At 62.6% G+C, this 26,599-nt stretch carries 27 protein-coding genes; 17 read left to right on the top strand and 10 right to left on the bottom strand.

What is annotated here, in order from left to right:
- The first annotated feature begins 7 nt into the window (after positions 1-7).
- On the top strand, positions 8-907 hold the full coding sequence (gene rsmI, locus KHO41_RS29945; protein ID WP_211956868.1) for a 16S rRNA (cytidine(1402)-2'-O)-methyltransferase: 900 nt from the start codon (positions 8-10) through the stop codon (positions 905-907).
- Positions 908-979: 72 nt separating this feature from the next.
- On the opposite strand, the gene KHO41_RS29940 is transcribed toward rsmI, so the two are convergent.
- Positions 980-1,723, bottom strand: a complete 744-nt coding sequence (locus tag KHO41_RS29940; protein ID WP_211956867.1) for a septal ring lytic transglycosylase RlpA family protein — start codon at positions 1,721-1,723, stop codon at positions 980-982.
- Positions 1,724-1,983: 260 nt separating this feature from the next.
- Between KHO41_RS29940 and KHO41_RS29935 the strand changes: the two genes are divergently transcribed.
- The 8 genes from KHO41_RS29935 to KHO41_RS29900 all read left to right on the top strand — a co-directional run bounded on the left by KHO41_RS29935 (position 1,984) and on the right by KHO41_RS29900 (position 10,698).
- Positions 1,984-2,634 carry an MBL fold metallo-hydrolase gene (locus KHO41_RS29935; protein WP_211956866.1) on the top strand — a complete coding sequence of 217 codons (651 nt, stop codon included), beginning with the start codon at positions 1,984-1,986 and terminating at the stop codon, positions 2,632-2,634.
- Between the two features lie 25 nt (positions 2,635-2,659).
- Positions 2,660-3,307, top strand: coding sequence for an exonuclease (locus KHO41_RS29930; RefSeq protein WP_211956865.1), 648 nt, complete (start codon positions 2,660-2,662; stop codon positions 3,305-3,307).
- Between the two features lie 184 nt (positions 3,308-3,491).
- On the top strand, positions 3,492-3,722 hold the full coding sequence (locus KHO41_RS29925) for a hypothetical protein (RefSeq protein WP_211956864.1): 231 nt from the start codon (positions 3,492-3,494) through the stop codon (positions 3,720-3,722).
- A 431-nt stretch (positions 3,723-4,153) separates the two neighbouring features.
- Positions 4,154-5,899: an ATP-binding cassette domain-containing protein gene (locus KHO41_RS29920; protein ID WP_211956863.1), complete on the top strand. Its 1,746-nt coding sequence runs from the start codon at positions 4,154-4,156 to the stop codon at positions 5,897-5,899.
- On the top strand, positions 5,896-7,206 hold the full coding sequence (locus KHO41_RS29915) for an HlyD family type I secretion periplasmic adaptor subunit (protein ID WP_211956862.1): 1,311 nt from the start codon (positions 5,896-5,898) through the stop codon (positions 7,204-7,206). The genes KHO41_RS29920 and KHO41_RS29915 overlap by 4 nt, the downstream gene beginning before the upstream one ends.
- A 121-nt stretch (positions 7,207-7,327) precedes the next feature.
- Entirely contained in the window at positions 7,328-7,903 is a 576-nt protein-coding gene (locus tag KHO41_RS29910) for a hypothetical protein (RefSeq protein ID WP_211956861.1), read from the top strand.
- A gap of 54 nt (positions 7,904-7,957) precedes the next feature.
- A complete protein-coding gene (locus KHO41_RS29905; RefSeq protein ID WP_211956860.1) occupies positions 7,958-10,198 on the top strand; it encodes a hypothetical protein in 2,241 nt (746 codons plus the stop codon).
- Positions 10,195-10,698 (top strand): energy transducer TonB, encoded by a 504-nt coding sequence (locus tag KHO41_RS29900; protein WP_211956859.1) that lies wholly within the window; start codon positions 10,195-10,197, stop codon positions 10,696-10,698. Before KHO41_RS29905 ends, KHO41_RS29900 begins: the two co-directional genes overlap by 4 nt.
- Before the next feature lie 224 nt (positions 10,699-10,922).
- Here KHO41_RS29900 and arsC read toward each other — a convergent pair whose 3' ends face one another.
- A complete protein-coding gene (gene arsC, locus KHO41_RS29895; protein ID WP_211956858.1) occupies positions 10,923-11,282 on the bottom strand; it encodes an arsenate reductase (glutaredoxin) in 360 nt (119 codons plus the stop codon).
- Positions 11,283-11,423: 141 nt separating this feature from the next.
- Here arsC and KHO41_RS29890 point away from each other — a divergent pair, with 141 nt between their 5' ends.
- Positions 11,424-11,999 carry a GNAT family N-acetyltransferase gene (locus KHO41_RS29890; protein WP_244874098.1) on the top strand — a complete coding sequence of 192 codons (576 nt, stop codon included), beginning with the start codon at positions 11,424-11,426 and terminating at the stop codon, positions 11,997-11,999.
- Between the two features lie 27 nt (positions 12,000-12,026).
- On the opposite strand, the gene KHO41_RS29885 is transcribed toward KHO41_RS29890, so the two are convergent.
- The 3 genes from KHO41_RS29885 to KHO41_RS29875 are packed head-to-tail and all read right to left on the bottom strand — an operon-like array spanning position 12,027 to position 13,578.
- Positions 12,027-12,647: an FMN-dependent NADH-azoreductase gene (locus tag KHO41_RS29885; RefSeq protein WP_211956856.1), complete on the bottom strand. Its 621-nt coding sequence runs from the start codon at positions 12,645-12,647 to the stop codon at positions 12,027-12,029.
- A 2-nt stretch (positions 12,648-12,649) separates the two neighbouring features.
- The gene (locus tag KHO41_RS29880) at positions 12,650-13,096 is read right to left on the bottom strand and encodes a GNAT family N-acetyltransferase (RefSeq protein ID WP_376989839.1); all 447 of its coding nucleotides are present in this window, start codon (positions 13,094-13,096) and stop codon (positions 12,650-12,652) included.
- Positions 13,097-13,098: 2 nt separating this feature from the next.
- Complete coding sequence (locus KHO41_RS29875) at positions 13,099-13,578, bottom strand: carboxymuconolactone decarboxylase family protein (protein WP_211956854.1); 480 nt, start codon at positions 13,576-13,578, stop codon at positions 13,099-13,101.
- 61 nt (positions 13,579-13,639) lie between these two features.
- Here KHO41_RS29875 and KHO41_RS29870 point away from each other — a divergent pair, with 61 nt between their 5' ends.
- Positions 13,640-14,146, top strand: coding sequence for a MarR family winged helix-turn-helix transcriptional regulator (locus KHO41_RS29870; RefSeq protein WP_211956853.1), 507 nt, complete (start codon positions 13,640-13,642; stop codon positions 14,144-14,146).
- A 65-nt stretch (positions 14,147-14,211) separates the two neighbouring features.
- On the opposite strand, the gene KHO41_RS29865 is transcribed toward KHO41_RS29870, so the two are convergent.
- Both KHO41_RS29865 and KHO41_RS29860 read right to left on the bottom strand, forming a co-directional pair.
- Positions 14,212-15,480 (bottom strand): M20/M25/M40 family metallo-hydrolase, encoded by a 1,269-nt coding sequence (locus tag KHO41_RS29865; protein ID WP_011299405.1) that lies wholly within the window; start codon positions 15,478-15,480, stop codon positions 14,212-14,214.
- A 49-nt stretch (positions 15,481-15,529) separates the two neighbouring features.
- Positions 15,530-16,783 carry an allantoate amidohydrolase gene (locus KHO41_RS29860; RefSeq protein ID WP_211956852.1) on the bottom strand — a complete coding sequence of 418 codons (1,254 nt, stop codon included), beginning with the start codon at positions 16,781-16,783 and terminating at the stop codon, positions 15,530-15,532.
- Between the two features lie 393 nt (positions 16,784-17,176).
- Here KHO41_RS29860 and KHO41_RS29855 point away from each other — a divergent pair, with 393 nt between their 5' ends.
- The 6 genes from KHO41_RS29855 (at position 17,177) to KHO41_RS29830 (ending at position 24,039) form a co-directional block, all read left to right on the top strand.
- Positions 17,177-18,568, top strand: coding sequence for a C4-dicarboxylate transporter DctA (locus KHO41_RS29855; protein WP_211956851.1), 1,392 nt, complete (start codon positions 17,177-17,179; stop codon positions 18,566-18,568).
- 47 nt (positions 18,569-18,615) lie between these two features.
- A complete protein-coding gene (locus KHO41_RS29850; protein ID WP_211956850.1) occupies positions 18,616-19,308 on the top strand; it encodes a GntR family transcriptional regulator in 693 nt (230 codons plus the stop codon).
- Between the two features lie 484 nt (positions 19,309-19,792).
- Positions 19,793-20,593, top strand: coding sequence for an SDR family oxidoreductase (locus KHO41_RS29845; RefSeq protein ID WP_211956849.1), 801 nt, complete (start codon positions 19,793-19,795; stop codon positions 20,591-20,593).
- 31 nt (positions 20,594-20,624) lie between these two features.
- The gene (locus tag KHO41_RS29840; protein ID WP_211956848.1) at positions 20,625-21,410 is read left to right on the top strand and encodes an enoyl-CoA hydratase-related protein; all 786 of its coding nucleotides are present in this window, start codon (positions 20,625-20,627) and stop codon (positions 21,408-21,410) included.
- 76 nt (positions 21,411-21,486) lie between these two features.
- Positions 21,487-23,148 carry a long-chain-fatty-acid--CoA ligase gene (locus KHO41_RS29835; protein ID WP_211956847.1) on the top strand — a complete coding sequence of 554 codons (1,662 nt, stop codon included), beginning with the start codon at positions 21,487-21,489 and terminating at the stop codon, positions 23,146-23,148.
- 69 nt (positions 23,149-23,217) lie between these two features.
- Complete coding sequence (locus KHO41_RS29830) at positions 23,218-24,039, top strand: crotonase/enoyl-CoA hydratase family protein (RefSeq protein WP_211956846.1); 822 nt, start codon at positions 23,218-23,220, stop codon at positions 24,037-24,039.
- Positions 24,040-24,227: 188 nt separating this feature from the next.
- Here the strand turns inward: KHO41_RS29830 and KHO41_RS29825 are convergent, their stop codons facing one another.
- The 3 genes from KHO41_RS29825 to KHO41_RS29815 all read right to left on the bottom strand — a co-directional run bounded on the left by KHO41_RS29825 (position 24,228) and on the right by KHO41_RS29815 (position 26,533).
- The gene (locus tag KHO41_RS29825) at positions 24,228-24,587 is read right to left on the bottom strand and encodes a DUF2784 domain-containing protein (protein WP_211956845.1); all 360 of its coding nucleotides are present in this window, start codon (positions 24,585-24,587) and stop codon (positions 24,228-24,230) included.
- Between the two features lie 22 nt (positions 24,588-24,609).
- Positions 24,610-25,521: a LysR family transcriptional regulator gene (locus tag KHO41_RS29820; protein ID WP_011299414.1), complete on the bottom strand. Its 912-nt coding sequence runs from the start codon at positions 25,519-25,521 to the stop codon at positions 24,610-24,612.
- Between the two features lie 64 nt (positions 25,522-25,585).
- Positions 25,586-26,533, bottom strand: coding sequence for a LysR family transcriptional regulator (locus KHO41_RS29815; RefSeq protein ID WP_211956844.1), 948 nt, complete (start codon positions 26,531-26,533; stop codon positions 25,586-25,588).
- Positions 26,534-26,599: the final 66 nt, after the last annotated feature.

Here is a 26,599-nt window from a genome sequence, read left to right as displayed (position 1 = left end):
AGTTCTCATGAGTGACTGGATCTCGCTGGCGGCCGGCCAGTCGTACCCGGCCGGCACGCTGTATGTCGTGGCGACTCCGATCGGCAATGTGGCGGACCTGTCGCTGCGTGCGCTGCATGTGCTGGGGCTGGCCGACGCCATCGCGTGCGAAGACACGCGCAACACCGGCCAACTGCTGTCGCGCGTGGGCCTGCAGCGCCCGCTGGTCGCCGTGCACGAGCACAACGAGCGCGAAGCGGCAGGCCGCATCGTGCAGCGCCTGGCTGCGGGCGAGTGCATTGCCTATGTGTCGGATGCCGGCACGCCGGGCATTTCCGATCCCGGCGCACGGTTGGTCGAGGCAGTGCGCGCCGCGGGCCTGCCAGTGGTGCCACTGCCCGGCCCCAGTGCCGCCGTGGCGGCGCTGTCGGTCGCTGGCGAAATGCTCGACACCGGCGCCGGCCGCTTCACCTTCGTCGGCTTCCTGCCGAGCAAACCCAAGGCACGCGGCGAAGCCATTGCCGCGCTGGCCTCGCTCGACCACGCCTGGGTCCTGTACGAAGCGCCGCACCGCATCGCCGAGACACTGGCCGCGTTGGCCGCGGGCCTGCCGCCCACGCGCCGGCTGCTGGTCGGGCGCGAACTGACCAAGCTGTTCGAGGAGACCCCGGTGATGACCGTGGCCGAGGCGCCGGCATGGCTGGCGGGCGAAGCCACGCGCGCCAAGGGCGAATTCGTGCTGGTGGTGGAGGGTGCCGCGGCGAACGCGGCCGATGACGGGGCGCCCGACGCGCAAGCACAGCGCGTGCTGTCTCTGCTGCTGGCGGAATTGCCCGCCAAGCGCGCGGCCAAGCTGGCTGCCGCGATCACCGGTGCGAGTACCGATGCGCTGTACAAGCTGGCGCTGGCGCAGCGCGGCGGAGACTGAAGCGAAGCTGGGAAAGAGGAAGGCGGTGGGACGGGCCGGAGCGCGTGGCGGCATGCGTCGGCCCGCGCCGCATCAGTGGCGCTTGCGCTTGGCCGTAGACCTGGCCTTCGCGGACGACTTGCCCTTGGTCGGTGCCAACGAGTTGGCCAGTTCCGGCACAGCGACGTCGTCATCGCCAGCGCCATCGCCGGCTTCATTGCCACCTGCGTCAAACTGCGGGCCCAGCGCGGCGACTTCCGTGCGCGACAAGCGCCGGATTTCGACCTGCGTGGCGCCGTGGTCGACAAAGCCCAGGCGGCGGGCGGCGCCATAGGACACGTCGAGCACGCGGTTACCGTGGTACGGACCGCGGTCGTTGATGCGCAGCACGGCCACCTTGTTGTTGCGCAGGTTGCGCACGAGCACCCAGCTGTCGAGCGGCAGCGACGGATGCGCCGCGGTCATCGCGCGCATGTCAAAGCGTTCACCGTTGGCGGTCTTGCGGCCATGGAAGCCCTTGCCGTACCAGGACGCCATGCCGCGTTGCTCGAACGAGCCCATGTCGGCGCGCAGGCCGTCGAGCGAACGGCCGCTCAGGCTGCTGTCGTCCTGATCGAGGCCAAACAGGTTCCAGCTGCCGGTATCGGGCTTGTCGGCCTTGGCAATTTTGGGCGCGCGGGCAGCCTTGGTCGGCACCGCGCCAGAGGTCCCGGCATCGGCAGAACTGCCGCCCTCGGGCGGCGTCGCACAGGCGGCCAGAACCGCGGCACATGCCGTGCATGTGCCCAGTTTTGCCAGCCGCTGCCAGCCGGAGAAGATCGGCAGAATCCAGTTCATCGCGCGAGTCTAACATCGTACTGTTCCGGCTATAGCATTGATTTTGTTACGAATTATGTGCGATCTCGCACGAATGGCCCCTCAATTCGCCGCAATCCACCGCCTGGCAAGGGATTGCGGCCGACACAATATTTTCTGAGTGTGGTGATTTAAGAGGCGCTTTTAGATCTCGCCGGCGGCCCTTCCGCCTGCCGGCGCTACAATGCCGGCACAACCTGCCGCATGCGACCGAGCCTGTCGCGGCCCACGAAAAGACACCCATGAAAGCCCTGCTGATCCCCGTCACGCCCTTCCAGCAAAACTGTTCGCTGCTGATCGACGAGCACACCGGCAAGGCCGCCGTCTGCGATCCCGGCGGCGACCTGGACCGTATCCTGGAGGCCGTGAAGGAACAGGGCGTGACGCTGGAAAAGATCTTCCTCACGCATGGCCACGTCGATCATTGTGCGGGCGCCGCGGCGCTGTCGCGCCAGCTCGGCATCCCGATCGAAGGCCCGCACGAGGACGAACGCTTCTGGATCGACCAGCTTCCCGAGCAAACGCGCCGCTTCGGCTTCGGCCAGGCCGAGGTGTTCGAGCCCAATCGCTGGTTGCAGGACGGTGATACGGTCCAGTTCGGCGGCGAGACGCTCGAGGTCTACCACTGCCCCGGCCACACGCCCGGCCACGTGGTGTTCTTCTCGCGCGCCAACCGGCTCGCCGTGGTCGGCGACGTGCTGTTTGCCGGCTCGATCGGCCGCACGGATTTCCCGCGCGGCAATCATGCGGACCTGGTCCGCTCGATCCGCACGCGCCTGTGGCCGCTGGGCGAGGACGTGACGTTCATCCCGGGCCACGGCCCGGTATCCACATTCGGCGATGAGCGTCGTAGCAACCCGTTCGTGGCCGATCACCTCATCGACGCAGCCTGATCCACAGGCCGCTCCCGCAAGCGCCATGGCCAAGCGGCAAGCTCCCGACACCCGCCCGGAGATCTACGTCAGCACCGACATCGAGGCTGACGGACCGATCCCCGGCCCGCATTCGATGCTCTCGTTTGCATCGGCCGCCATGCTCGCCGACAAGACCGTGGTCGGCACATTCTCGGCCAACCTGGAGACCTTGCCCGGCGCGGTTGGCCATCCGGTCCAGATGCAATGGTGGGAAACGCAGCCTGAAGCCTGGACCGCCTGCCGGCGCGACCTGCAGCGGCCCGAGGAAGCGATGGTCCGCTACGTCGAGTGGGTCGAGAGCCTGCCCGGCAAGCCCGTGTTCGTGGCGTTCCCGGCCGGCTTCGATTTCACGTGGATGTTCTGGTACATGATGCGCTTCGTCGGCCGCTCGCCGTTCGGCTGGGCCGCGCTCGACGTCAAGACGCTGGGCTTCGCGCTGACCGGCCTGCCATACCGCAAGACCGTCAAGCCGGCGTTTCCGGACGCCTGGAAAGATCCGCTTCCCCACACCCACGTGGCGCTCGACGATGCGCTGGAACAAGGCGCCCTGTTCTGCAACATGCTCGCGGAACTCCGGGCGCGTGAAGCCAGGCTGGCTGCTGGCGAGGTCTCCGACGCAAGCGAACCTTCACCTCCGCCGGTGACGGAGTGAGCCGCTGTTTCCGCCGCATGTGCGTGGGCTGGCATCTGCCGGCAAGCCGCCTATAGTAAAGATGCAGGTGGCGGCACCGGGTGAAACCTGACGACTTGCGATTCGCGGACCAGCGCAATCACGCCATCTGCCTGCGCCATCGCGTTGCCCGGCCTGCGCGGCTCCCGCCGAGGAGGTGTTGATCATGCGTATTCCTACCGACCTGCATTTGAGGGAACTGGCCGGCCGGATCCATTGGCCGCATCCCGCCGCGCGCAATGCTTCACCAATCACCCATCGACACACCTCGGATGAAGATGCCGAAGTCGCCAAGGCGACGCTGTATGTGAGTACGGTTACGTTGGTCGTGCTGCTGGTCGTGCTGGCGGCTATCGCTTTCGGTCAGGAAGCTATGCACTGGTTGGGTGTTCCTTAAGACGACTCAATCTGAAGCTATCTGGTTTTGCTGACCGGGCCGGCCTCTGCCTTTGGTGGAGGCCGGTTTTGATTTTTGGTCCGTTGGTGTCCCACGGATCACCTTCCGAAGCCCTATCTCGGCATCGTACCCAAGTTCTTGTGCCGCGTGCGAAGCCCTGCGTTGTTTCCGACATCGTCCATTATCAGTTGCTCCGTGGTCAGACCCATGCGCCAATTCCTTTGCGCCGAACCCGCTAGCATCATCCTGCGCAAATTGCGCTGAATCGAAGTTTTGCGATTTTTCGAAATCATTCGATTGAGCCCGGTGGGGTCATTAGGATATTTTTGAGGGTAGAAATTGCATTCAAAAATCTAGTTGCCGGAGTTTTCTATGTGCCTCCCGCCTGTTTACTTCATAACCGGTGTTTTCCCTTCTCCTGACAGCGTCACATGAATCGGCGCAACACTAGCATTAGCAAGGTTGCGGGCATTGATTTGCAATGGCCGCTTGGGCTTGTGGTCATCTTCAGCGTGTTCGGCAATCTGGCGGCACTTGTGCCTTCGCTGTTCTTGCTGCAAGTCTATGATCGTGTTCTAAGCAGCCGTAGTATCGAAACGCTGTGGATGCTGGTGTTTATTAGCATCTTGGCCTATCTCCTGTCGTTTGGTCTTGAGTACGCGCGCGGACTCATTCTCGCTGATACGGCGTTGCACTTTGGGGTGGCGTGCCGTAGCCACAGTGATAAATATCTGTTGTTGTCCCTGGCCGGCGGACAATCAGCGACCGGCGCTGCGTTGCCGAACGATATGCGGACGGCGGAGGCGTTTCTGTCGGGGCCTGGCTTACCGTTGCTACTGGATGCCCCTTGGGGCCTTTTTTTCCTGTTAGTGGTCTTTGCATTCGACGCCCGTCTCGGTTTAGTGGCGCTCGGCGGCCTTTTTCTCATGGTCTTGGTCGCTTATCTCGATAAGCGCCTAGTCGCACGGAAAATGGAAGCGGCAAGCGAGTCCCAAGCGCTGGCAGAGCGGGCAGATCGGGAGCTTCAGTTGCACGCGATTACGCTGCTGCAGATGGGCGGCACGCGAGAACTGGTTGCTGCGCATAGCGCTTTGCGACTTCGGGAGCAGCTTGCGGGAACAGCCCTGGTGATATCGCTTTCGTTCTATCGGCTCGCTTCGAAGGCGGTCATGGGTGGGCTGCAGACCGCCATGCTCACGGCCGGAGCCATTCTGGTGATCAACAGCCATGCCAGCGGGGGCATCATGCTCGCAGCCACCTTGCTCCTTGGTAAGGTGTTGCAGCCATTGCAACCGTTGGCCGCATCCTGGCAATCCATTAGCAACGGGCTAACGGCATTCCTGCGCCTACATGCATGGCTTCAACAGCCAAATGAAGACACCAAGCCGATGACCCCGGCCACGGCGGATTTGATCGTGGACGCTCTGGGCTTCGGCTATCCGAATACCTCGTGCCCAGTGCTAATGCAAGCATCATTTAGGCTTGCGGGTGGTGAGTTGTTGATCATTCGCGGAGCCAGTGGGAGTGGCAAGACAACGCTTGCCCGACTGCTATCGGGTATGTATCGCCCCCATCGTGGTGCTGTCACCCTCGATGCGAAGAGTACGTACACGGTCGACCGGGTCGGTGGGAATGGCATTGGCCTGTTGGCGCAGGATGCCGCAATCTTCAGTGGCACCATTGCCCAGAACATCGGTAGGACCATGCATGGTGGGGCGCAGCGCCCGGCACAGCAAGCCCTAGAGTGTGCCGCAAAAATGGTCGGCATCCATGAGTGGATTCTGAGCCTGCCGCTCGGTTATGAAACGCCGATTGGATCCGACGGCCACCATTTGACCTATGCCGAAACTCGCTTTATTGAGCTCGCGCGTAGCGTGTATTGGGCCCCAAAGCTTATCGTGCTTGACGAACCGGCCACGCGCTTGGATGAAGCGTGGCGCACACGCTTGCAGCTTGCGATCGAGCGAATGTTGGATAGCGGTATGGCTGTCGTCATCTGCGCAATTGAGTCGCCGTTCCCCGTGGATGCCTCACAGCTCGCGCACCTGCGCGGCGGCACCGTGCTACGTGAGTCGCAGCTGCAAGCACCGCCCATGCCAATTTCGCCGCCAATAGTGGCAAGTCGCGTACATCCGCTGCGTTCGGTTGGCGCGCCTAGCGTACCCGGAGCGCAATGATGTCGCAGCCGGTTGAGGCATTGCCTGCACTTGCAAGGACAGGACACTGGATTGGCGGGATCTCCATTCTTGGGTGCGGTCTGGCTTCCGCTGCATGGTTGGCGCTTGCCCCACTGAATGGCGCGGTTGTGGCGCAAGGGACTGTCAAGGTGGCCGGCGATCGTAAGGAGGTCCAGCATGTAACCGGTGGTACGGTTCATCGGATTGTGGTGACGGAAGGCGATACCGTTGCCATAGGCGCTCCGCTAATTGTTCTTGGCGATGAGCACGTTTCCGCTTCTCTTGAGGGCATCGATATTGCGCTGGAAGCGCTCCGGATGAAGCGCTTGCGCCTGGAGGCGGAAGCCAAGCTGGCCGATACCGTCGAATTTCCCCAAGCTGGGACGCAGAGGATGAGGGAACTGGTCAGTTTGGAAACCGGCGTGTTTCAGGCACGACGCCATGCTCTCATCGGGCAACGACATATCCTTGCGCAGCAGGAAGGGGAGATCGATAAGGAACTCCGCACTCTATACAAGCTGGAGGCGAGCTCCAATGGCGTTCGCCAGATAACCAAGCGGGAGGAAGCATTGAACCGGAGCCTTCGGGAAAGGGGGTTCATCTCAGAAATGCGTGTGGCGCAGTTGGAAAAGGAACATCTGCAAAGCCAGATACAGCAAACCAACTATGAGGCCGAAACGGTCCGCGCCAGGCAGCGCCGCGAAGATATACGTCTCCGCCGCGCCACGCTGGAGGCCGATTATGCGAAGCAGGCTAATGAAGAGCTCAGGGAAGCAAATGCTCAACTTCTCAGGCTTGAAGAGGACAGGCGCCCTCTCAAGGACGCGGAGCTCAAGCAAACTCTTCGGGCGCCCGTAGAGGGAGTGGTGATCAACCTGAAGGTAAAGACGCCAGGAGCAGTGATTGCGCCGGGTGCTCCTGTGCTGGAAATAGTGCCTCGCAATCAACCGCTTGTGGTAGAGGCGCACGTTCATCCAGAACAGATCGCCGATGTCACCTTGAATCAAGCCGCGAGCCTCCACCTTACCGCTTACTCGACTCGCAAGGTGCCGCGAATCGATGGGCGGGTTATCTACATTGGTGCCGATCGTCTGGAGGACAACATAACACGCGAGGCGTATTACCTAGTGCGCACTTCCGTTGAACCAGCTTCTCTTGCTCACGCTCGCGCGGTAAGCGGCGAGCCCGTGGCGCTAGCACCGGGCATGGGCGCCGAAGTCTTCATCACCACGCGGGCGCGCAGTGCGCTGACCTATCTCCTCGATCCTATCTTGCAGGGAATCAATCGTTCGATGCGGGAACACTGAATGGAAGTTGGCTCATGCGGAGCAATTTTTCAGGTCCCACGCCTATGCATCGGCTAATCCGGGCAGTTAGACAATTGGATTACGCTCGCCAGCGGGATACCAGTAATCATTCGGCGATCATATGTATTCTTCGAATTTTTCCGAACGTGTTGGAGTAATCCTTAGATCCTTCAAGGGAACCATATGGATTCTCTCAATCATCTTCCCCATTCTTGGCTATCCGACCTTGCTTGAATATGTCAATTCTGTACCAAAAAGGGAAAATCTGCGCTGGTTGTCCGGTGACGTGATATCGGTGAGAAAAAAATCGCCACATATGACATTGAAGTTGAGTGATGGATCAATTCACGGATTTGATTTCTACGGAAATTTATCGGGACTTGCGCGAGGTCGACCGGAGCTCTCTGATGAGCAAGTCACCAATTATGAATCGTTCTTGGGGTGCAGCGCACGAATAGGTGTTTCTGATGTCAAGTGGTCGATTATTGAAATGCCGCAACGAATTTGGGAGCTCGACTGTTACAAGAAAGGAATCGAGTACGAAAAATCAGCACGAGACGCTCAATGGATTAAAAGAGCGATGCTTTGGGTGGCTTTGCTGATGAATGCTTTCCCAATATATTTGATTTTGCGCGTCTTTGCGTTCGAGTGCAAGAAATGGAAAGATTCCGAAAATAAAAAATTTCGTTGCAATTGATGCGCCCCTCACTGTCGTTTTTCAATATGAGGTACTTTTGCAATGGAGAATTAAATGGCGGTTCCAATAAATGGTCTTACTGTATTTTTGGCTCAAACATCAGCAGGCGTTTCGGCCGCTAGTGCGCTCACCGATCCAAAGAACCTTACGGCAACTGTTATTGGTGTGGGACAAGCTGCGCAGTCTGTAGTCTCCATTGCGTCCACCGACATCCCAAGGGCCTCAATTCCAAGTCTCGGCGCAGCACTCAGTGCAGCCGGAGCTGCTTACAGCATCTCCAATATTCTAAACAGCTACAATGCGAGTGGTTCTGTGAGTTCGGTGAACTTAGCAGATATTTCATCGCTTGTCGCGAATATGGCTGGCACAGTGGCGACCCTTGGCGCGGGGGAGGCCGCTATTAGCGCGGTGCTTGGTTTTGCGGTGATTCCCGCTGCAATTGCATCCACTCCCGTGGTTGTCGGTCTAACGCTCGTCGGAATCGGTGCCGGAGCCTTTGCTCTGGTGGCGTCTTCCAAGGGATGGAAAGTGGATGATCTCGGAAATTGGGTTGCCGCGTCCCTGAACTCCGAAGAGATCGCTCAAGCCGATTCAATGGTCAAATCAATTTCGTCCGACCCACAACGCATTGCTCACATTCTCAGCGATTTGGGATTAACCGCGACCTCCGTTGGGAAGTGGAATATTGAACATGGCCTCTCACCTTCCGGCCTAAAAGTAGGAAGTATCGAAATTGTCGATATTGGCATCCTGGGAAAGGTGACGGTCTCGGCCAGTCGTGATACCAGCACTGACCAGATAACTGAAACCATTATCAAAAATGGCATCTTCTCGGAATACTACTACGATGTGCTCGGCGCCTGCCTTCGCGAGGACGTGCATTTCGGAGACAGGAATTCCAGTGTGAGCTTCTCTCGTCAATTCGACAACGGTAGACTCATTGAAAGCTACTACGACATTGACGGTCATGAGATTTCCAGCTATGTGCATCAAAGCACATCATTGAACTCGCCTTTGGTCTGGGTGTGGGAAAAAGCTGAAGGCAAAGTCAGCGAATATGTCTACGATAGCAACGGAAATTGGGTGGGGACTTATCTGCATCAGACTGATTCGCTGAGTTCCCAGCTAATTTCCGGCTGCGAGAAAGTTGATGGCCGGATGCACGAGTATTGCTACGATACCAGCGGCAACTGGAGTGCAACCTTCATTCATCAGACCGATTCGTTCGCCTCTCCGTTAGTATCAGGATGCGAGAGGGTGGATGGCAAGATGAACGAGTATAACTACGATGGCAACGGCAATTGGAAGGCCACCTACATACATCAGTCTGATTCACTAAATTCGCACTTGATCTGGGGTTGTGAGAAATCCGGTGGCAAGATGAATGAATATCTCTACGATGCGACCGGCCATTGGAGTGGCACCTTCGTTCATCAGGGTGAATCGCTTTCTTCGCCTTTGGTTTGGGGATGTCAAAAGTCCGATGGAAGAATCAATGAATACAAATACGATGCCGAAGGGCACTGGAGCGGTACCTTTATCCATCAGACAGACTTGCTGAGCTCTCCCCTGACTTGGGGCTGTGAAAAGATCGATGGCCGCATGAGTGAATATATTTATGACTCGACCGGTCATTACATCGGCTCGAATGTTCATCAAAACGAATCGCTGGCATCCCCCCTAACTTATAGTCAAGTTATCGAGAACGGAAAATTCTTGGAAAAGACCTACGATTCGTCGGGAAGTGTGGCGACAACTGCGTGGCATGCGAGTGCAGATCCTAATAGCTTCGTAACAACCAAATACTGGACGGAGAACGGCCACTTTCGTACCTGGTGGACGGACGGTGCAGGACACTATGCCGATTCAATGTACAATGGAACTGACCCGTTTTCCGGACTCGCAAAGCAGAATTTTGTTGACCAAACTGGCCATCTCCACGTTCAAAATTTCCACGACCCACGGTCGCCCACGCAGCCAACCGATTATGTCTACAAGGGTGGTACTGTCGATTCAGGTCTAGCGTATATCGGCTTGCAAGTGAAACCGGGGTTGATTGCATATTTTACGCCCATAGGGTTTTCCGGTGGAGCGCCGTTTTACGCGTCAAATGGCAATCTGAGCGACAGTCTTCCTCATTGGGTATCTGTCCCCAATGGTGGCACCCCTAGTCAACCATATACTTACCGGCCGAGCGGTGAAGTGACCTATTATTTTCCCGCGGAGGGAGATTTGCCCGCAGGAAGGACGGTGATCGGCGAATTGTACGTTGAGGAATTTCACTACTTAAATTGATTTTGAACGATATGCCGGCGGCACGCGTCGGCGATTTTGTTTTCGCCCATTTTGGCATTGATTTTGTGACAAGAATGTTGAGTATATTAAGGGCTATCATCGTCGCCGTAGCGAGCTTTGTGCTGCATGGTTGTGAATCGCCGGATGTTTATACTCCCACCCACGCATTTTCGGATAAAGGACGAGTAGGGTGGCGTTGCGAATTCAAGTCAATCTCGTACCCAGCGGTAGCTCGCCGGCAGGGACAACAAGGTACTGTAACGCTGCGAATTACAGTGGACGATAAGGGAAGTATTGTGTCCACGGAAATTGCCGCATCTTCGGGCTGGCCGTTGCTGGATGCTGCTGCGATTGAGGCGGCGAGTAGAGCCGTGTGCCCGCCTTTCGCTGACCCTGTAAGAGGATTTGCTGCCAAGGTAACGTTTAGGCAGCCTCTGGGGTTCTATTTGGACGAGCCCTCGCCGGTCTGGCGGCGCCCAGCAATGCCAGGCAGCCTGTGATTCATTACGGGCCAATATTTCTCATTCCTACCTAGCCGCTAGCCGCCTGCAAGGCGTTGCGGCTGGCTACATCGGAGCGCGGTAGCGTAGTCACGCTGGCACGGCTGGCGATGCCCACAGCGAATTCCGTCTTGTTGTCGCTCGCCCAGACAAAAGTCAGGGACGCGACCGGGAAACGAGGCGTCCGCTAAGAACGCCAGCTCCGAAGGGCATCCCAACCCAAATCACCCCAACAAACTAACCACCTTCTCCGGCGGCCTCCCAATAGCCGCCCTCCGATTCCGCACCACCACCGGCCGCTGCAGCAAGATAGGATTGTCGGCGACCGCCGCCAGCAGCTCGGCATCCGTCAGCCCCGGATCGGCCAGATCCAATTCCTGATAAGCCGCCTCGTTATCCCGCATCATTTCCCGCGCCGACACCCCGAGCATGGTCTGCAACTGCCGCAGCGTCGACAGCGAAGGTGGCGACTTCAGATACTCCACGATCTCTACCGGTTCACCGAGGCGCTCACCAGCGGCCTCGACCAGGGCCAGCGTTTCGCGCGATTTCGAGCAGCGAGGGTTGTGATAGATGGTGATCATGGCAGATATCCTTCTTGTCGAATAATCACGCACTATATACGTGCACCAGCGCTGTGCAAGCCTGCCGCCCGATGCCGGCACGCATTGTGCTGAATGCCTCGCACTCTACGATTGCCAGCCATGGCGGCGACACCGATTCCCATGACGATTTCCCCGACTGCGGCGCGAGCCGACCAGCCACGCAAACCCTTCACCCTCCGCAATGCCGGTCCTGCCGACGTGTCGGCCATCCAGGCAATCTACGCCCACCACGTACTGCACGGCCGCGCCTCGTTCGAGGAAACCCCGCCCGACGTGGACGATATGCAGTTGCGCATGGCCGAAGTCCTGCGCAAGGGATTGCCGTACCTGGTCGCGGAGCGCGACGGTGAGGTGCTCGGTTACGCCTATGCCTCGTCATACCGCGCCCGCAGCGCTTACCGGTACGCCATCGAGGACTCCATCTATATTGATCACCGCTGTGTAGGCGAAGGTCTGGGGCGAACCCTGCTGGAAGCGCTGATCGCGCGCTGCGAGACCGGGCCGTGGCGGCAGATGGTCGCGGTGGTCGCCTGCACCGCCAGCGGCGAAGGTGCTGGCTCGCTCGCCGTGCATGAGCGGCTTGGTTTCCGCACGGTCGGCCGGCTCGAAGCGGTCGGCTTCAAGCACGGACAGTGGATCGATACGGTACTGATGCAGCGGCCGCTTGGCGCTGGCAACGGGACGCTGCCCGAATAGTCTGCCAGTCGTCCCGGCAGTCGTCCGTCAGGCCGCCCGGAGCGCCAGGCTCCCCGTCCACGCGGCGAGTCGATCGAAGCCCCGTGTGACAAAGTCTGCGCCGCGGGCCATATTCTCCATGCGCACGACTTCGACCTGCGTGATGCCGACCGAGCCGAATACATACTGCAGGTAAGGCGTCATCATGTCGCGCTGGCTGCCCGGCCCGTCATGGAATGGTCCGCCACACGACACCACGGCCAGCACCGGGCGGTCCACCAGCAGGCCGGCCTTGCCGGCAGGCGTGCTGCGGAAGGTCCGGTTGGGCCGCACCACGTGGTCGATCCAGGCCTTGAGTGCGGACGGCACCGTGAAGTTGTGCATCGGCGTCGAGATCAGCACGATATCTGCCGCCTCCAGTTCACCAATCAGCGTCTCGGACAACGCCAGTGCGGCAAGCTCGGCGGGACCGCGGTCCGCAGCCGGCATCAGGCTTGCGCGGGCCATGGCGCCGTCGATATGAGGCACCGGGTCAGCGGCAAGGTCGCGATCGATCACGGTCAGGGGCCCGTGCCGGCGTTCCAGCCACGCGATCATGCGAGCGCCGGCCTGCCGGCTATGGGAGTTTTCGGCGCGCGGACTGACGCTCAGGTAAAGGAGCTTGGGCATGATCAATCCAGAACGATGTTGAAACGCAGCGCCGACGCCAGCAGGCCGTTGCGGTAATAGAAGCGGTGGCCAAGCACGTTGGTGAGCGGCGTATCGAGCACCAGCTTGGTGCAACCGAGCGCACGTGCCTCATTTTTGAGCCGATCCATCAGCCGGGCACCGTACCCACCACTGCGCGCGGACTCATCGGTGACAAGGTCATCGACGTAGAAGTGCACGCCGTGGACCAGGTTGTCCTGCACGCGGAAGCCCGCCAATGCGACCGGACGATCCTGGTCCCACGCGGCCATGAGCCGGTAGCCGGCCGCCTGCTGGCGGCGCCAGCGAACGATAAATTCGTTCACGTCTGTTAGATGAGGACGAAGCTGGCGCATCAAGCCAAAGCAGGCCGCCACATCGACGGAATCATCAACGTAACGAATATCTTCGCTAACTTTTGCGATTGGCATATTCATCTTGCAACTCCAGTGTCGGACGTCGGCGGCGTGAACCGGTAGCCCACGGCGATACGGTTCCAGAAGTTGATGCTGGCGATCGCCGTGCCGAGGAACGCAAGTTCCTGTTCAGAGAACTGTTCCCGGACCTGCGCGTAAGCGGCATCCCCGGGTCCATCGCCTGACAGATCGGTCAGTGCTTCGGCCCAGGCCAGCGCGGCCTGCTCGCGGTCGCTGAACACGCCGGCGTCACGCCATGCCGCGAGCAGGTCGAGCTTGCGCGGATCGACATCGAGCTTGCGGATGATGTTCAAGTGGAACTGCAGGCAGAACGCGCAGCCGTTGATCTGCGAGACGCGCAGCTTGACGAGCTCTACCAGCGCTTTGTCCAGCCCGGAGTCGGTCACGGCCTTGCTGAGCGCAGCCAGCGCGGCATAGACGGCGGGAGCGGTCTGGGTGAATTGCTGGTATTCCATGCGTGCCAGGGTGTTCGCCATTGGGTCCTCCGTTGGAAGTGATAATATCAGAGCACGAACATAATATAAGAGCACTGACATCATGCGCAAGACCAAGGACAAGACCGTATCGGCGGCAGGGAATTCGGGGGCGGAAGGCGTACCCATTCCAGCGCCCGGCGAAGGCAAACGCGGGGAAAGCGGTTATTTGGGCTACCTGCTCCGCCAGGCCGGCGCCGCGAATCGCCTGCGTATGGAGCGAGCACTCGCGGATCTCGGCGTGACGCCGCCGCAGTTCGTGGTGATGACGATGATCGGCGCGTACCCGGGCGTGTCGAACGCCGATCTCGCGCGGCTCGCGGTGCTGACGCCGCAGACAGTCAGCGTGATCATCGGCAACCTGGACAAGGCCGGCGTCATCGAACGCCAGCCGCATCCGGTGCATGGCCGCATCCAAAACATCGCACTGACGGAGGCAGGCAAGACGCTGCTCGCGCAATGCCGGGAGCGCGCGCAGGAGAACGAGGCGCGCCTGCGCACGGGACTCACAGAGGCCGACGAGCAGGTTGTCCGGCGCTGGCTGGTAGCGCTGGCCGTCGAGACGGAGTGACGCCCGCAAAAGAAAAGGCCCGCATTGCTGCGGGCCCTTGATCTGTACGGCGAGACGCCGAAGGCTTAAGCCATCAGATCCGACAGCGCCAGCGCCACCACTTTGGTCGCGCGGTTCAGGTCATTGAGGCGCAGGTTCTCGTCCGAGTTGTGGCCGCGTGCTTCCATCAGCGTGCGCGGGCCGGCGCCGTACAGCACCGTCGGGATGCCACGCTTGGTGTAGTGGCGCGCGTCCGTGTACAGCGGCACGCCTTGCACCGGGATCTCCACGCCAAACACCGACTCGGCACGGCTCTTCAGCGCGCCGATCAGCTTTTCCACGCCCGGCAGTTCCGACAGCGGCTCGGCCAGGATGATGCGCTCGACCTTCACTTCGATGCCCGGACGGTCCTTCGCGGCCTTTTCCACCACGGCGCGGATTTCGCCTTCGGCGTCGAAGCCGATTTCCTCGGGGATCATGCGGCGGTCGACGCGGAAGGTCACCAGGTCCGGCACCACGTTGGTGTTGATGCCGCCCTTGATCAGGCCAACGTTCAGCGTGGCGGTGTCGATGCCCGGCACCTTGGACTTGCGCGTGGCCAGCTCGGCGCGCAGGCCGTAGATGGCTTGCAGGATGTGCGTGGCGGCTTCGATAGCGTCGACGCCGGTGTGCGGCATGGCGGCGTGGCCTTGCTTGCCCTTGACCGTCACTTCGACGTGCAGGCAGCCGTTGTGCGACGACGTGATGCCATACGAGAAGCCCGCCGAGATCGCGTAGTCGGCCTTGCTGAGGTTGTTGTCGAGCAGGAACTTGGGACCGATGTCGCCGCCGGTTTCCTCGTCATAGGTGAACTGCAGCTCGACCGCGCCGTTGATCTTCGCGCCCTGCTTTTCGGCTTCCATCAGCGCCAGCACGGCGTAGGTGTACGTGGCGAAGTCCGACTTCGACACCGCCACGCCGCGGCCGTACATGACCGGGCCGTGCTCGCTGTCCGCAATCTCGCCGCCGTACGGGTCCTTGGTCCAGCCCAGGCCCGGAGGCACCACGTCGCCGTGGGCGTTCATGGCGATGACCGGGCCGCCCGTGCCGAATTGCTTGCGCACGACCAGGTTGGTCGCGCTGATCATGCCGGCGGCCTTCACCTGCGCTTCAGGCACCTTGTGCGCTTCGACGGTGAAGCCCAGACCTTCCAGCAGTTCCTTGGCGCGCTTGCCGTGGGCATCGCAGTCGCCCGCCGGGTTGTCGGAGGGCACCTTGACCAGCTCCGCCAGGAAAGCTTCCTGTTGCGGGCGATGCTGGTCGATGAACGTCGTCAGCGTGGTTTCGATCGGGTTCATATTGTCTCGTGCGGTCATGGCTTGTTTTCTGGGAATCTTAGTAACAGGAAGCGTTCGGGGGACAGTCTTATTGCTGCCGCTGGAAGTGCTCGACGAAATCGCTGAACACGCGCGCGGACAGTTCGGCGTCCTCGGCGGTCATGGTTTCGGTCGGATGGTGGCTGATGCCGCCGTTGCCGCAGCGCACGAACAGCATCGCGACGTCGGCAATCGCGGCAATGGCCATGGAGTCATGGCCGGCGCCGGAGGGAAGGTGGCGCACCGGCACGCCCTGGCGGGCGACGGCGGCGGCCCATTGCTCCTGCAGCCACGAGGCGCAGGGAACACTCTTGGCTTCGTGCGTCTTGCGCACCTGCGCACGCACGTTGCGGCGTGCGCACACGCGTTCGATTTCGGCCAGCACGTCGTTGACGGCGGCTTCGCGCTCGGCGTCCTCGCCGGCGCGGATGTCGATCGAGAACACCGCGCGGCCCGGCACCGTATTAGTCGCGCCGTTCGGCACGTTGAACTGGCCCACGGTGCCCACCAGGCCCGGCTTGCCGCCGCAGCGCTTTTCGATGTAAAGGCCGATTTCGGCACCCGCCATGGCCGCGTCGCGGCGCATGTCCATCGGCACCGTGCCGGCGTGGCCGGCCAGGCCTTCGAGTTCGATGACGAAGCGGGTCGCGCCCGAGATCGCGGTCACCACGCCGACCGGCAGGCCTTCGTTGAGCAGCACCGGGCCCTGTTCGATATGGACTTCGATGAAGGCCACCACCTTCTTCGGGTCATGCGCGGCGGCGGGCAGGCCGGCCGGGTCGAAACCGGCCGCGGCCATCACTTCGCGCATGGTCTTGCCGCTGTCGTCGACGTTGTCGAGCACGTTGTTGTCGAAGGTGCCGGCAATGGCGCGGCTACCCAGCAGCGTCGCCTTGAAACGCACGCCCTCTTCTTCCGCGAAGCCGACCACCTCGATCGCGAACGGGAAACGCTTGCCCTGGCGGTTCCATTCCGCCACGCAAGCGACCGGCAGGATCACGCCGAGGTTGCCGTCAAAGCGGCCGGCGTCGCGCACGGTGTCGAAATGCGATCCCGTCAGCAGTGCCGGAGCACCCGGCTCCGTGCCTTCATAGCGGCCGATCACGTTGCCGGCGGCGTCACGGCGCACGGTCATGCCGGCGGCCTGCATCCATTCGGTCAGCTGTGCGGCCGCGCCGTGGTGTGCCTCGGTCAGGTAAGTGCGGGTGAGCAAGCCGGGCTGCTCGGTGTGAACGGCCAGGGCGTCGGCCCAGGTCATGATGCGCGTGCCGATGTCTGCGGACGGCGACAGGTTTGCTGCCATGCGTTGTCTCCTGCTGGAAGGGCTTGAAGCCGCGGCACGCTTGGCTGGCGAGGTGCCAGTCGGGGCAGTCACCCCATGGGCCGAAGCTCTATTCTGTGCGATTCATGGTAGCACAGTGAATTCAAAAATTGCATACAAAAATGATATGCACTATATTCGGTTCCACGTTCAGACAATCCGCTGCGGACAATCCGGTCCGGACAACGGATTGCGTGGATTCCGCCCCAACAGGGGGGCAGTCCGCGAAGGTGATGTGCCGGTGACTCGGACACGCACCCTGAATGGCAAGGCCGGCAGCCCAAATAGCCAGCGCAGCACCGGGCGGCAGGCATTCCTGAATCAAAACGGGCGGCCCGGCGACAGGCCAGGCAACGACCCGGTACGGAGACAACCATGCAGCACGCAGTCCAGTCGCGCCCCGCCCCTGGTGGCCGCCTCCACACCCGCTTTACCCGGTCGCTGTTCGGCCAGGTGCTGATCGCCCTCGTGATCGGCACGGCGCTCGGCATGCTGTTCCCCGAATTTGCCGCCAAGCTCAAGCCGCTTGGCGATGCATTCATCAAGCTGGTCAAAATGCTGATCGGCCCCATCGTGTTCTGCGTGGTCGTGGCCGGTATCTGCGGCGCGGGCGAGCTCAAGAAGGTCGGCCGCGTCGGCATCAAGGCGGTGGTGTACTTCGAGATCGTCACCACCATCGCGCTGGCGCTCGGCATCCTGCTGGCCTATGTCTTTCACCCGGGCACGGGCATGAACGTGGATCCGCGCTCGCTCGATGCATCGGCCATCTCCGGCTATATCGAGAACGCCACCAAGGTGAAGAGCGAGGGCACGGCCGATTTCCTGCTCAAGCTGATTCCCAATACGATCATGGGTGCCTTCGCCAGCGGCGACGTGTTGCAGGTGCTGCTGATCTCGGTGCTGTTCGGCTGCGCGCTGTCGCTGGTCGGTGAAAAGGCCAAGCCGCTGGTAAGCCTGATCGACACCTTCTCGCACACGCTGTTCAAGATGATGGGTTTCATCATCAAGCTCGCACCGCTGGGCGTGCTGGGTGCAGTGGCCTTTACCGTCGGCAAGTACGGCATCGGCTCGCTCAAGCAGCTCGGTTTCCTGGTAATTCTGTTCTACGGTGCCGTGACAGTGTTCGTGCTGGTGGTGCTGGGCACGATCATGCGCCTGTGCGGCTTCTCCGTGATCAAGCTGATCCGCTACCTGCGCGCCGAATTGCTCGTGGTACTGGGCACCGCTTCGTCGGACAGCGTTTTGCCGCAGGTGATGAAGAAGCTGGAATTCATGGGCATCAAGAAGTCCGTGGTCGGCCTCGTGATCCCGACCGGCTACTCGTTCAACCTTGACGCGTTCTCGATCTACCTGACGCTGGCCGCCGTGTTCATCGCGCAGGCTACCAACACGCCGCTGGCCATGGGCGACCTGCTCGGCATCCTGGCGGTGGCGCTGGTCACCTCCAAGGGCGCGCACGGCATTCCGGGCTCGGCCATCGTGATCCTGGCGGCGACGCTGTCGGCGCACCCGGCCATCCCGGCGATCGGTCTGGTGCTGGTGCTGTCGGTGGACTGGTTCATCGGCATTGCCCGCGCGCTGGGCAACCTGATCGGCAACTGCGTCGCCACGGTCGTTGTGGCCGCCTGGGAGAAGGATATCGACCGCGACCGCGCGCGGGACGTGCTCAACGGCGTGGTGCCGGCCACCGAGTTGGACGAAGGCCTGCCGATGGCCGATGCGGCCCACAATGCGGCGCCGGTGCCGTCCCCCGCGGCGGGGCGCTAGAATCTCGGCATTTCCCCAAACGCGCAGGCCCTGCGCCCAAGCAAGCCATGCCCGAGCATATCGATCCCGACATGACCGCCGAAGCGATTGCCGATGACATCGTCGCGGCGATCGTCTCGCACCGGCTGCCTCCGGGCACCAAGCTGCGGGAGGAAGCCCTGGCCAGCGTCTACCGCGTAAGCCGCACCAAGGTGCGCGCGGCGCTGTTGATGCTGTCCAAGGACAAGGTCATCCAGATCGTGCCGGACAAGGGCGCCTTCGTCGCCAAGCCGAGCGCCGAGGAAGCGCGCGAAGTCTTCGCGGTGCGCCGCATCCTGGAGGCGGCGCTCGCGCGCGAGTTCGTCGCCAAGGCAAAGCCTGCCGACTACAAGCGCATCGACAAGCACCTGTCCTCCGAGCGCAAGTCGATCGAAGGTGTCGATGCCCAGACCCGTACGCGGCTGCTCGGCGATTTCCACATCGTGCTGGCCGAAGTGGTCGGCAACAGCGTGCTGACCGAGATGATGCGCGAGCTGTCGGCGCGCAGCGCGGTCATCACCATGCTGTACCAGTCGCGGCGCGATGCGGCGTGCTCGTCCGACGAACACCGCGAGTTTATCGAGGCTGCCCGCGCGGGCGACGTGGAGCGCGCGGTGGCGCTGATGGTCGACCACCTCAGCCACGTCGAGGCCGCCCTGCATTTCGAGGAAAACGCGCCGGCAGCGCGCGGCAAGGACCTGGTTGCAGCGCTGCTGGCGTAGCGGCATCGCCGCTTGACCCCGGTCAAAGCGCTTGCGGGGTCGCCGATGCAATATTGACCCCGCTCGTGAAGACGCGGGGGCGCACTTCACGGGCACTGTGCCTGACTGATTCCTCCTGGCAGGCCGCCCGCCCACCGCAACGGTGTGCGGGCTTTTTCTTTTTGGAAGACTGTCTTTGCCGGTTGCCGCCCCGCCCGGCCGCGCCACATAATTTCCGCTGCTGCGGCGCGGCATTGCGCAGGCGGACATGAATCGAATCCGTCTTCGGGTTAGCATGTCGCAGGCCCGAGCCGCGATAACTACAGACAGGAGACACCCATGCACGTTTTCGCCCACGCCGACCCCTGCCGCAACGCCTGGCTGACTACGCGCACATCGCGCTGAACCTGGCCCTGCTTCCCCTGCTCCCTTTACGTGAACCGCCGGCGTGCCCCTGCGCAAGCCGGTGCCTTGTCTCGCTCACCCAATCCACAGAGGGAATTCCATGTCCAGTGCATTCCGCCCTGACGCGCTCGCCGGCAAGACCGTCTTTGTCGCCGGCGGCTCGTCCGGCATCAACCTTGGCATCGCGCAAGGCTTTGCGCGCGCCGGCGCGAAGCTCGCGCTGATCAGCCGCGACCCCGAGCGCGTGGCGGCCGCTGCCGCCACCATCACCGAAGCCGGCGGCACCGCCATCGGCATGGCCGCCGACGTGCGCGACTACGCCGCGGTGGAGGCTGCGCTGAAACAGGCGCGCGACACGCTTGGCCCGATCGACGTCGTCATCTCGGGCGCGGCCGGCAACTTCCTGGCGCCCGTGGTCGGCATGTCGGCCAACGGCTTCAAGACCGTGGTCGATATCGACCTGATCGGCACCTTCAACGTGTTCCGCGCGTCGTTCGATTACCTGAACAAGCCCGGCGCCTCGCTGATTGCCATCACCGCGCCGCAGGGCGTGAACCCGATGATGTTCCAGGCACACGCGTGCGCGGCCAAGGCCGGCATCAACATGCTCGTGAAGTGCCTGGCGATGGAGTGGGGCCCGGCCGGCGTGCGCGTGAATGGCATCTCGCCCGGCCCGATCGCCGATACCGAAGGCATGGCGCGCCTGGCGCCCACGCCAGAGATGGAGGCGCGCTACAAGGGCCGCCTGCCGCTGCGCGACTACGGCACCAAGCAGGACATTGCCGATGCGGCGCTGTACCTGAGCTGCGACAACGCGCGCTACGTGACCGGCACCATCCTCGATTGCGACGGCGGCAGCAAGCTCGGCGATGCGTCGGCCGATGCCCTGAAGACGAAATAACCCCCACGATCACCCGAAGGAAAACACCGCGATGACTTCCCCTGTCCTCTACCACGCCAGTGAAGGCGTGGCCACCATCACCCTGAACCGCCCCGAAGTCCTGAACGCGCTCAACGCGGAACTGCTGCGCGAACTGCGCGCGGCCGTGGACCGTGCCGCCGCCGACGAATCGGTGCGCGCCGTCGTGCTGACCGGCGCCGGACGTGGTTTCTCGTCGGGCGCCGACCTTGGCGCGCGCCAGAACGCCAGTGGCGAGATGGCCGATTCCGGCACGCTGCTGCGCGAACGCTATCACCCGATCGTGCTGGCGCTGCGCCAGATGCCCAAGCCGGTGATCAGCGCCGTGAACGGCGTTGCCGCCGGCGCCGGCATGAGCCTCGCGCTCGCGGCCGACGTGGTGCTGGCGGGCAAATCCGCCTCGTTCCTGCAGGCCTTCTCGAAGATCGGCCTGGTGCCGGACGCTGGCAGCACGTACTTCGTGCCGCGCTATGCGGGCGAAATGCGCGCCCGTGCGCTGGCCATCCTCGCCGAGAAGATCGACGCGGAAGAGGCGCAGCGTATCGGTCTGGTGTGGAAGGTCCACGCCGACGACGCGCTGCAGGCCGAGGCCAGCAAGATGGCGAGTCACCTTGCCAACATGCCGACCTTCGCCTACGGCCTGATCAAGGAAGCGCTCAACGCGAGCTCCGGCAATGACCTGGCGGCGCAGCTCGAGCTGGAGGCATCGCAGCAGTCGCGTGCATGCCGCAGCGAGGACTTCCGCGAAGGCGTGGCCGCATTCGTCGCCAAGCGTCCGCCGCAGTTCAAGGGCCGCTGATCGCATCGTCGCCGTTTGCAGCACCCCCGGGATGGCCATCCCGGGGCATCACGAGAACAACACAGGGAGACGCATCATGCTGGGCCTCATGCAAGACCGTCCGTTGTTGATTTCATCGCTGATCGAATACGCAGCGGCGTACCACCCGCAACAGGAGATCATCTCGCGCACCGTGGAAGGCGGCACGGTGCGTACCAATTACGATGAAGTGCACCGCCGCGCGAAGCGGCTCGCCAACGCGCTCGCGAAGCTGGGTCTCAGCGAAGGCGACCGCATCGGCACGCTGGCGTGGAACACCCACCGGCACCTGGAGATGTACTTCGGCGTCTCGGGTTCGGGCGCCGTGCTGCATACGGTCAATCCGCGGCTGTTTCCCGAGCAGATCGAATACATCATCAACCATGCCGAAGACAGCGTGCTGTGCTTCGACAGCTGCTTTGCGCCGCTGGTGGCCAAGCTGGCGCCGCAGTTGAAGACAGTGCGGCACTACGTGGCGATGACCGATCCCGAACACATGGCCGCGCTGGCCAGTGCCGGCATTCCCAATCTGGTCTGCTACGAAGACCTGCTTGCCGACAGCAGCGAGGACTACGAATGGCCGCAGTTCGACGAGCGCACCGCGTCGTCGCTGTGCTACACGTCGGGCACCACGGGCAATCCTAAAGGCGTGCTGTATTCGCATCGATCCACGGTGCTGCACAGCCTGAAGGCGAGCGGCTCCGATACCTTCGGTGTGAGCCCTGAAAACAGCATCCTGATGATCGTGCCGCTGTTCCACGCGAACGCCTGGGGCCTGCCCTACGCCTGCGCGATGAACGGCGCAAAGATGGTGCTGCCCGCCCAGCATCTCGACGGCGAAAGCGTGTACCGCTTGCTGCGCGACGAACGCGTAAATTACTCGACCGCTGTGCCGACGGTGTGGCTGATGCTGTTCCAGTACCTTGACGCGCATCCCGAGATCGATCCGCGCGAGCTGAGCCTGCGCATCGCCGGCGTGGGCGGATCGGCCGCGCCTGCGGCGATGATCGAGCGCTTCGAGAAGCAATTCGGCGCGACGCTGATGCAGGGCTGGGGCATGACCGAGACCAGCCCTATCGGCGTGATCAACACGCTGCTGCCGCAGCACGCGAGCCTCAGCGAAGCCGAGCAGCTCAAGATCAAGCTCAAGCAAGGCCGCGCGCTGTGGGGCGTGGAACTGCGTATCGAGGACGATGAAGGCCGAGTGCTGCCGCACGACGGCCAGGCGTTCGGCAAGCTGAAGGTACGCGGGCCGTGGATTGCGTCGGGCTACTTCAAGGCCGAGCACGATGCGCTCGACAACGATGGCTGGTTCGATACCGGCGACGTGGCCAATATCGATCCCGAAGGCTATGTGCAGCTCGTCGACCGCGCCAAGGATGTGATCAAGTCGGGCGGCGAGTGGATCTCGTCGATCGACCTTGAAAACGCGACCATGAGCCACCCGGCGGTGGCCGAGGCAGCCGTCATCGGCGTGCCGCATCCCAAGTGGCAGGAGCGGCCGCTGCTGATCGTGGTGAAGCGGCCCGACCACGAAGTCACATCCGCCGAGTTGCTCGCCTTCCTGGCCGGCAAGGTGGTGCGCTGGTGGGTGCCCGATGACGTGGTGTTCGTCGATGCACTGCCGCACACCGCCACCGGCAAGCTGCTCAAGGTGAAGCTGCGCGAGGCCTACCGCAACTACGTCCTGCCGACCGTGCGGGACGAACGCATTGCATAGATCTGACTGCCCGCGCCACCTGGGCGCGGGCGCCATCCAAACACTGTACGAACCCAGAAGGAGCCGCGCATGAGCGCCAGCAGCACCGACCGCATCATTGTGACCATCGAAGACGGCGTTGCCGATGTCCGTCTCAACCGCGCGGACAAGATGAACGCGCTCGATCCCGCGATGTTCGACGCATTGATCGCCACGGGCGAGCAGTTGAAGCAGACGCCGGACCTGCGCGCGGTGGTGCTGTCGGGTGAAGGCCGCGCGTTTTGCGCGGGTCTGGACATGGAAAGCATGGCTGGCATGCTCGGCGGCGCGGGCGGCGATCCGGGCATCCGCCCGGGTCGTCTTGCTGCGCGCGTGCATGGCATTTCGAATCGGCCGCAATACGCTTGCATGGTGTGGCGCGAGCTGCCGGTGCCGGTATTCGCCGCCGTGCACGGCGTTGCCTTCGGTGGCGGACTGCAGGTTGCGCTCGGCGCCGATGTGCGCTTCGTCACGGCCGACACGAAGCTCTCCGTCATGGAGATCAAATGGGGTCTGGTTCCCGACATGGCGGGTATGGTGCTGACGCGCGGACTTGTGCGTCCGGACCTGCTGCGCGAGCTGGTCTACACGGGGCGTATCGTCACGGGCACTGAGGCGTGCGAGCTTGGCCTGGCTACGCGGGTCGTGGAGGATCCGCGCGCCGCAGCGCTGGAGGCTGCACGTCAGGTCGCCCAGAAGAACCCGCATGCCATTCGGGCCGCGAAGCGGCTGATGGAAGTGGTCGAGGGCGGCGACAACGCAGCCATCCTGATCGCGGAATCGGTCGAGCAGGACAAGCTGGTCGGATCGCCGAATCAGCGCGAGGCGGTACGGGCGAATCTGGAGAAGCGGGCGCCGAAGTTTGAGGCGTGACTGGGCAACGCGCGTTAATTCACCGCTGACCGGCTCCCCTCTCCCGCTTGCGGGAGAGGGGTTGGGGGAGAGAGCAGGAGCTTCCACGAAGCAAAAGCCGTCGCATCGAGACAAGCCTACCCTCTCCCCCGCCCCTCTCCCATAAATGGGAGAGGGGAGACAACCGTCAGCCTAATCCGGCTTGAGCGCTATGACCGCCGTCTCCGCCACCAGACCGCATAGACCGCCGCATTAATCACCACCACAAACACCCCAAGCCATAGCTGCACAGCTGGCGTCAGCCCGGCCGGATAAATCACCGGCAACAGATACCGCTCGACAAACCCACCACCATACCCCGCCTCCCCCGCTGCCCGACGCAGCGCATTCTCGAGCGGCGTCAGCGGACAGATCCGCCCCGACCACTCCACGAACACGCCCCACGCCGCAGCCGGCAGATGCACCCAAGCCATGCGCGGCCAGCGGAACAGCAGCAGCGCGCCGCCGACCACGAAGGCGATGAACAGGAAGTGGACCACGACCACCAGGTCCGCCAGCCACCCTGCCATCAGCGCCCTCCTCTTGCGCAGGTCAGCCGCGCGCCGTCCAGTAGCCCGGCTGCGCGAATTGCGCCTTCAGATGCTCGATGAAGAAGCGGATCTTGGCCGGCACCGGACGCTGCTGCGGGTACACGGCAAGGATGTCGTAGTCCGGCAATGCGTACTCATCGAGCACGGTGACAAGTTCGCCGCTCTCCAGTTGCGGCAAGATCTCCCACGTGGAGCGCCAGCCGAGGCCCAGGTGCTCGCCGGTCCAGCGGTGCAGCAGCTCGCCATCGTTGCAGTCGAGATTGCCATTGACGCGCACGGTCACGGTCTTGCCGTTCTGCTGGAAATACCAGCCGCGCTGCTGGCCGCCCTGCAGGTTGAAGGCCAGGCAGTTGTGGTGCTCCAGGTCGTCCAGCGTCAGCGGCACGCCGTGCTTGGCAAAGTACGCGGGCGTACCGCACACCACGCGCTTGTTGGTCGCAAGCTTGATCGCGACGAAGTTCGGGTCGATCGCGCCGCCGATGCGGATGCCGACGTCATACCCCTCGCGCACGAGATCGACTACGCGGTCGGTCAGGTTGAACGAAATCTGCACCTCCGGATTCGCGGCCAGAAAGGCCGGCGCATGCGGCGCCACATGCTTGCGGCCGAACGCGGCCGGGGCCGACACGATCAGGTGGCCCGTCGCCTTGTGCTTGCCTTCGGCGATCAGCATCTCGGCGCGGTCCAGGTCAGCCAGCGCCTTCTTGCACTGCTCCATGAACACCGCGCCCTGCTCGGTCACCACGATGCGGCGCGTCGAGCGGTGCAGCAGCTTGACGCCGATGCGCGCTTCCAGTGCGTTGATGCGGCGCCCGATCATCACGGGCGTGACGTCCTGCGTGAGCGCGGCGGCGGCCATGCTGCCGTGTTCCACCACCGCAATAAAGGCTTCGATTTGCTTGAGTTTGTCCATATGGTGTTGCGTCTCCTGCCCGCCATTGTGCGGCATCGGCGGCGCCGTGACATCGTGCCGGCACTTATGAAGCGGATCGGGACTTGCGCATGGTGGCCGGCGGCTCGGCTATCTGGCGGGCACAATGGCGCACCTCGCGCACGAATTCGGCGCAAACGTGCGTCATCAGATCCATCGAGCGGTAGACCAGGAACACGCGGAAATCAGGCAATTCGTCCTGGATCTGCAGCGGCGTCAGCGCATCGCGTACCACTTGCAGCGGGCCGGTGCCGAAGAAGACGAAATCCGACCACATGCTCACGAGGTCGGTCTTGGTCGCCAGTTGCAGGCCTAGCAAGTTGGAGGCGCTTTGCACCACGCGCTTGGGCATCTCGAGCCGATGCAGGCGCATCAGGCTTGCGAGCGGGCTGCCGGCATCATCGACCGGGTCGAGCACGAGCCAGTCGGCATCGAGCAGCGGCCGCAGCCGTCGTGCGCGGCGCAGCGGATGGCCGGTGCGCACGGCCAGCTTCATGCCGACGGAGAACAGCGGCTCCCACTGGAACGACGCCGATCCGGGACCACTGTTGGTGGAGATCAGCCCCAGATCGAGCCGTCCTTCGCGCAGTCCTTCCTGGATCTGCTGCGGGCGCAGTTCGAAGCCGCGCAGCGCCACGTTCGGAAAGCGCTTGCGGAATGCCGCCATGGCATCGGGCAGCGGCCCGCTGGACGCGACCGCCGTGAAGCCGATATTGAGTTCGGCCTCGGCATGGCCGCGGATCGATTCGATATCTTCCAGCGCGTGCCGCAGTTCCTGTTCGACCACGCTGGCGCGCTTGACCAGCGCCACGCCATAGTTTGTCAGGCTCACGCCGCGCACCGAGCGCGACATCAGCGTGACGCCGAGTTCGCGTTCGAGCTCCGCAATCGCCTTCGACAGCGCCGGCTGCGAGATATGCAGCGAACGCGACGCTTCATGGATGCTGCCGTGCTCGGCCACGGCCAGCAGGATGCGCAGTTGTTGCAGCTTCATCGATTCCTTTCTTTTTGTGCAGCAAGCCCGCGTGCAGTGCAGCGCGCCCCGATTGCGGGCGTTCGC

It is taken from the genome of Cupriavidus numazuensis, assembly GCF_905397435.1.
Lineage (GTDB): Bacteria > Pseudomonadota > Gammaproteobacteria > Burkholderiales > Burkholderiaceae > Cupriavidus > Cupriavidus numazuensis.
This window is presented reverse-complemented; position numbering and strand designations above follow the sequence as displayed.

Coding starts and splice junctions, on each gene's coding strand:
- rsmI (WP_211956868.1), top strand. CDS start 8: ATGAGTGACTGGATCTCGCTGGCGGCCGGCCAGTCGTACCCGGCCGGC.
- KHO41_RS29940 (WP_211956867.1), bottom strand. CDS start 1,723: ATGAACTGGATTCTGCCGATCTTCTCCGGCTGGCAGCGGCTGGCAAAA.
- KHO41_RS29935 (WP_211956866.1), top strand. CDS start 1,984: ATGAAAGCCCTGCTGATCCCCGTCACGCCCTTCCAGCAAAACTGTTCG.
- KHO41_RS29930 (WP_211956865.1), top strand. CDS start 2,660: ATGGCCAAGCGGCAAGCTCCCGACACCCGCCCGGAGATCTACGTCAGC.
- KHO41_RS29925 (WP_211956864.1), top strand. CDS start 3,492: ATGCGTATTCCTACCGACCTGCATTTGAGGGAACTGGCCGGCCGGATC.
- KHO41_RS29920 (WP_211956863.1), top strand. CDS start 4,154: ATGAATCGGCGCAACACTAGCATTAGCAAGGTTGCGGGCATTGATTTG.
- KHO41_RS29915 (WP_211956862.1), top strand. CDS start 5,896: ATGATGTCGCAGCCGGTTGAGGCATTGCCTGCACTTGCAAGGACAGGA.
- KHO41_RS29910 (WP_211956861.1), top strand. CDS start 7,328: ATGTATTCTTCGAATTTTTCCGAACGTGTTGGAGTAATCCTTAGATCC.
- KHO41_RS29905 (WP_211956860.1), top strand. CDS start 7,958: ATGGCGGTTCCAATAAATGGTCTTACTGTATTTTTGGCTCAAACATCA.
- arsC (WP_211956858.1), bottom strand. CDS start 11,282: ATGATCACCATCTATCACAACCCTCGCTGCTCGAAATCGCGCGAAACG.
- KHO41_RS29890 (WP_244874098.1), top strand. CDS start 11,424: ATGACGATTTCCCCGACTGCGGCGCGAGCCGACCAGCCACGCAAACCC.
- KHO41_RS29885 (WP_211956856.1), bottom strand. CDS start 12,647: ATGCCCAAGCTCCTTTACCTGAGCGTCAGTCCGCGCGCCGAAAACTCC.
- KHO41_RS29880 (WP_376989839.1), bottom strand. CDS start 13,096: ATGCCAATCGCAAAAGTTAGCGAAGATATTCGTTACGTTGATGATTCC.
- KHO41_RS29875 (WP_211956854.1), bottom strand. CDS start 13,578: ATGGCGAACACCCTGGCACGCATGGAATACCAGCAATTCACCCAGACC.
- KHO41_RS29870 (WP_211956853.1), top strand. CDS start 13,640: ATGCGCAAGACCAAGGACAAGACCGTATCGGCGGCAGGGAATTCGGGG.
- KHO41_RS29865 (WP_011299405.1), bottom strand. CDS start 15,480: ATGACCGCACGAGACAATATGAACCCGATCGAAACCACGCTGACGACG.
- KHO41_RS29860 (WP_211956852.1), bottom strand. CDS start 16,783: ATGGCAGCAAACCTGTCGCCGTCCGCAGACATCGGCACGCGCATCATG.
- KHO41_RS29855 (WP_211956851.1), top strand. CDS start 17,177: ATGCAGCACGCAGTCCAGTCGCGCCCCGCCCCTGGTGGCCGCCTCCAC.
- KHO41_RS29850 (WP_211956850.1), top strand. CDS start 18,616: ATGCCCGAGCATATCGATCCCGACATGACCGCCGAAGCGATTGCCGAT.
- KHO41_RS29845 (WP_211956849.1), top strand. CDS start 19,793: ATGTCCAGTGCATTCCGCCCTGACGCGCTCGCCGGCAAGACCGTCTTT.
- KHO41_RS29840 (WP_211956848.1), top strand. CDS start 20,625: ATGACTTCCCCTGTCCTCTACCACGCCAGTGAAGGCGTGGCCACCATC.
- KHO41_RS29835 (WP_211956847.1), top strand. CDS start 21,487: ATGCTGGGCCTCATGCAAGACCGTCCGTTGTTGATTTCATCGCTGATC.
- KHO41_RS29830 (WP_211956846.1), top strand. CDS start 23,218: ATGAGCGCCAGCAGCACCGACCGCATCATTGTGACCATCGAAGACGGC.
- KHO41_RS29825 (WP_211956845.1), bottom strand. CDS start 24,587: ATGGCAGGGTGGCTGGCGGACCTGGTGGTCGTGGTCCACTTCCTGTTC.
- KHO41_RS29820 (WP_011299414.1), bottom strand. CDS start 25,521: ATGGACAAACTCAAGCAAATCGAAGCCTTTATTGCGGTGGTGGAACAC.
- KHO41_RS29815 (WP_211956844.1), bottom strand. CDS start 26,533: ATGAAGCTGCAACAACTGCGCATCCTGCTGGCCGTGGCCGAGCACGGC.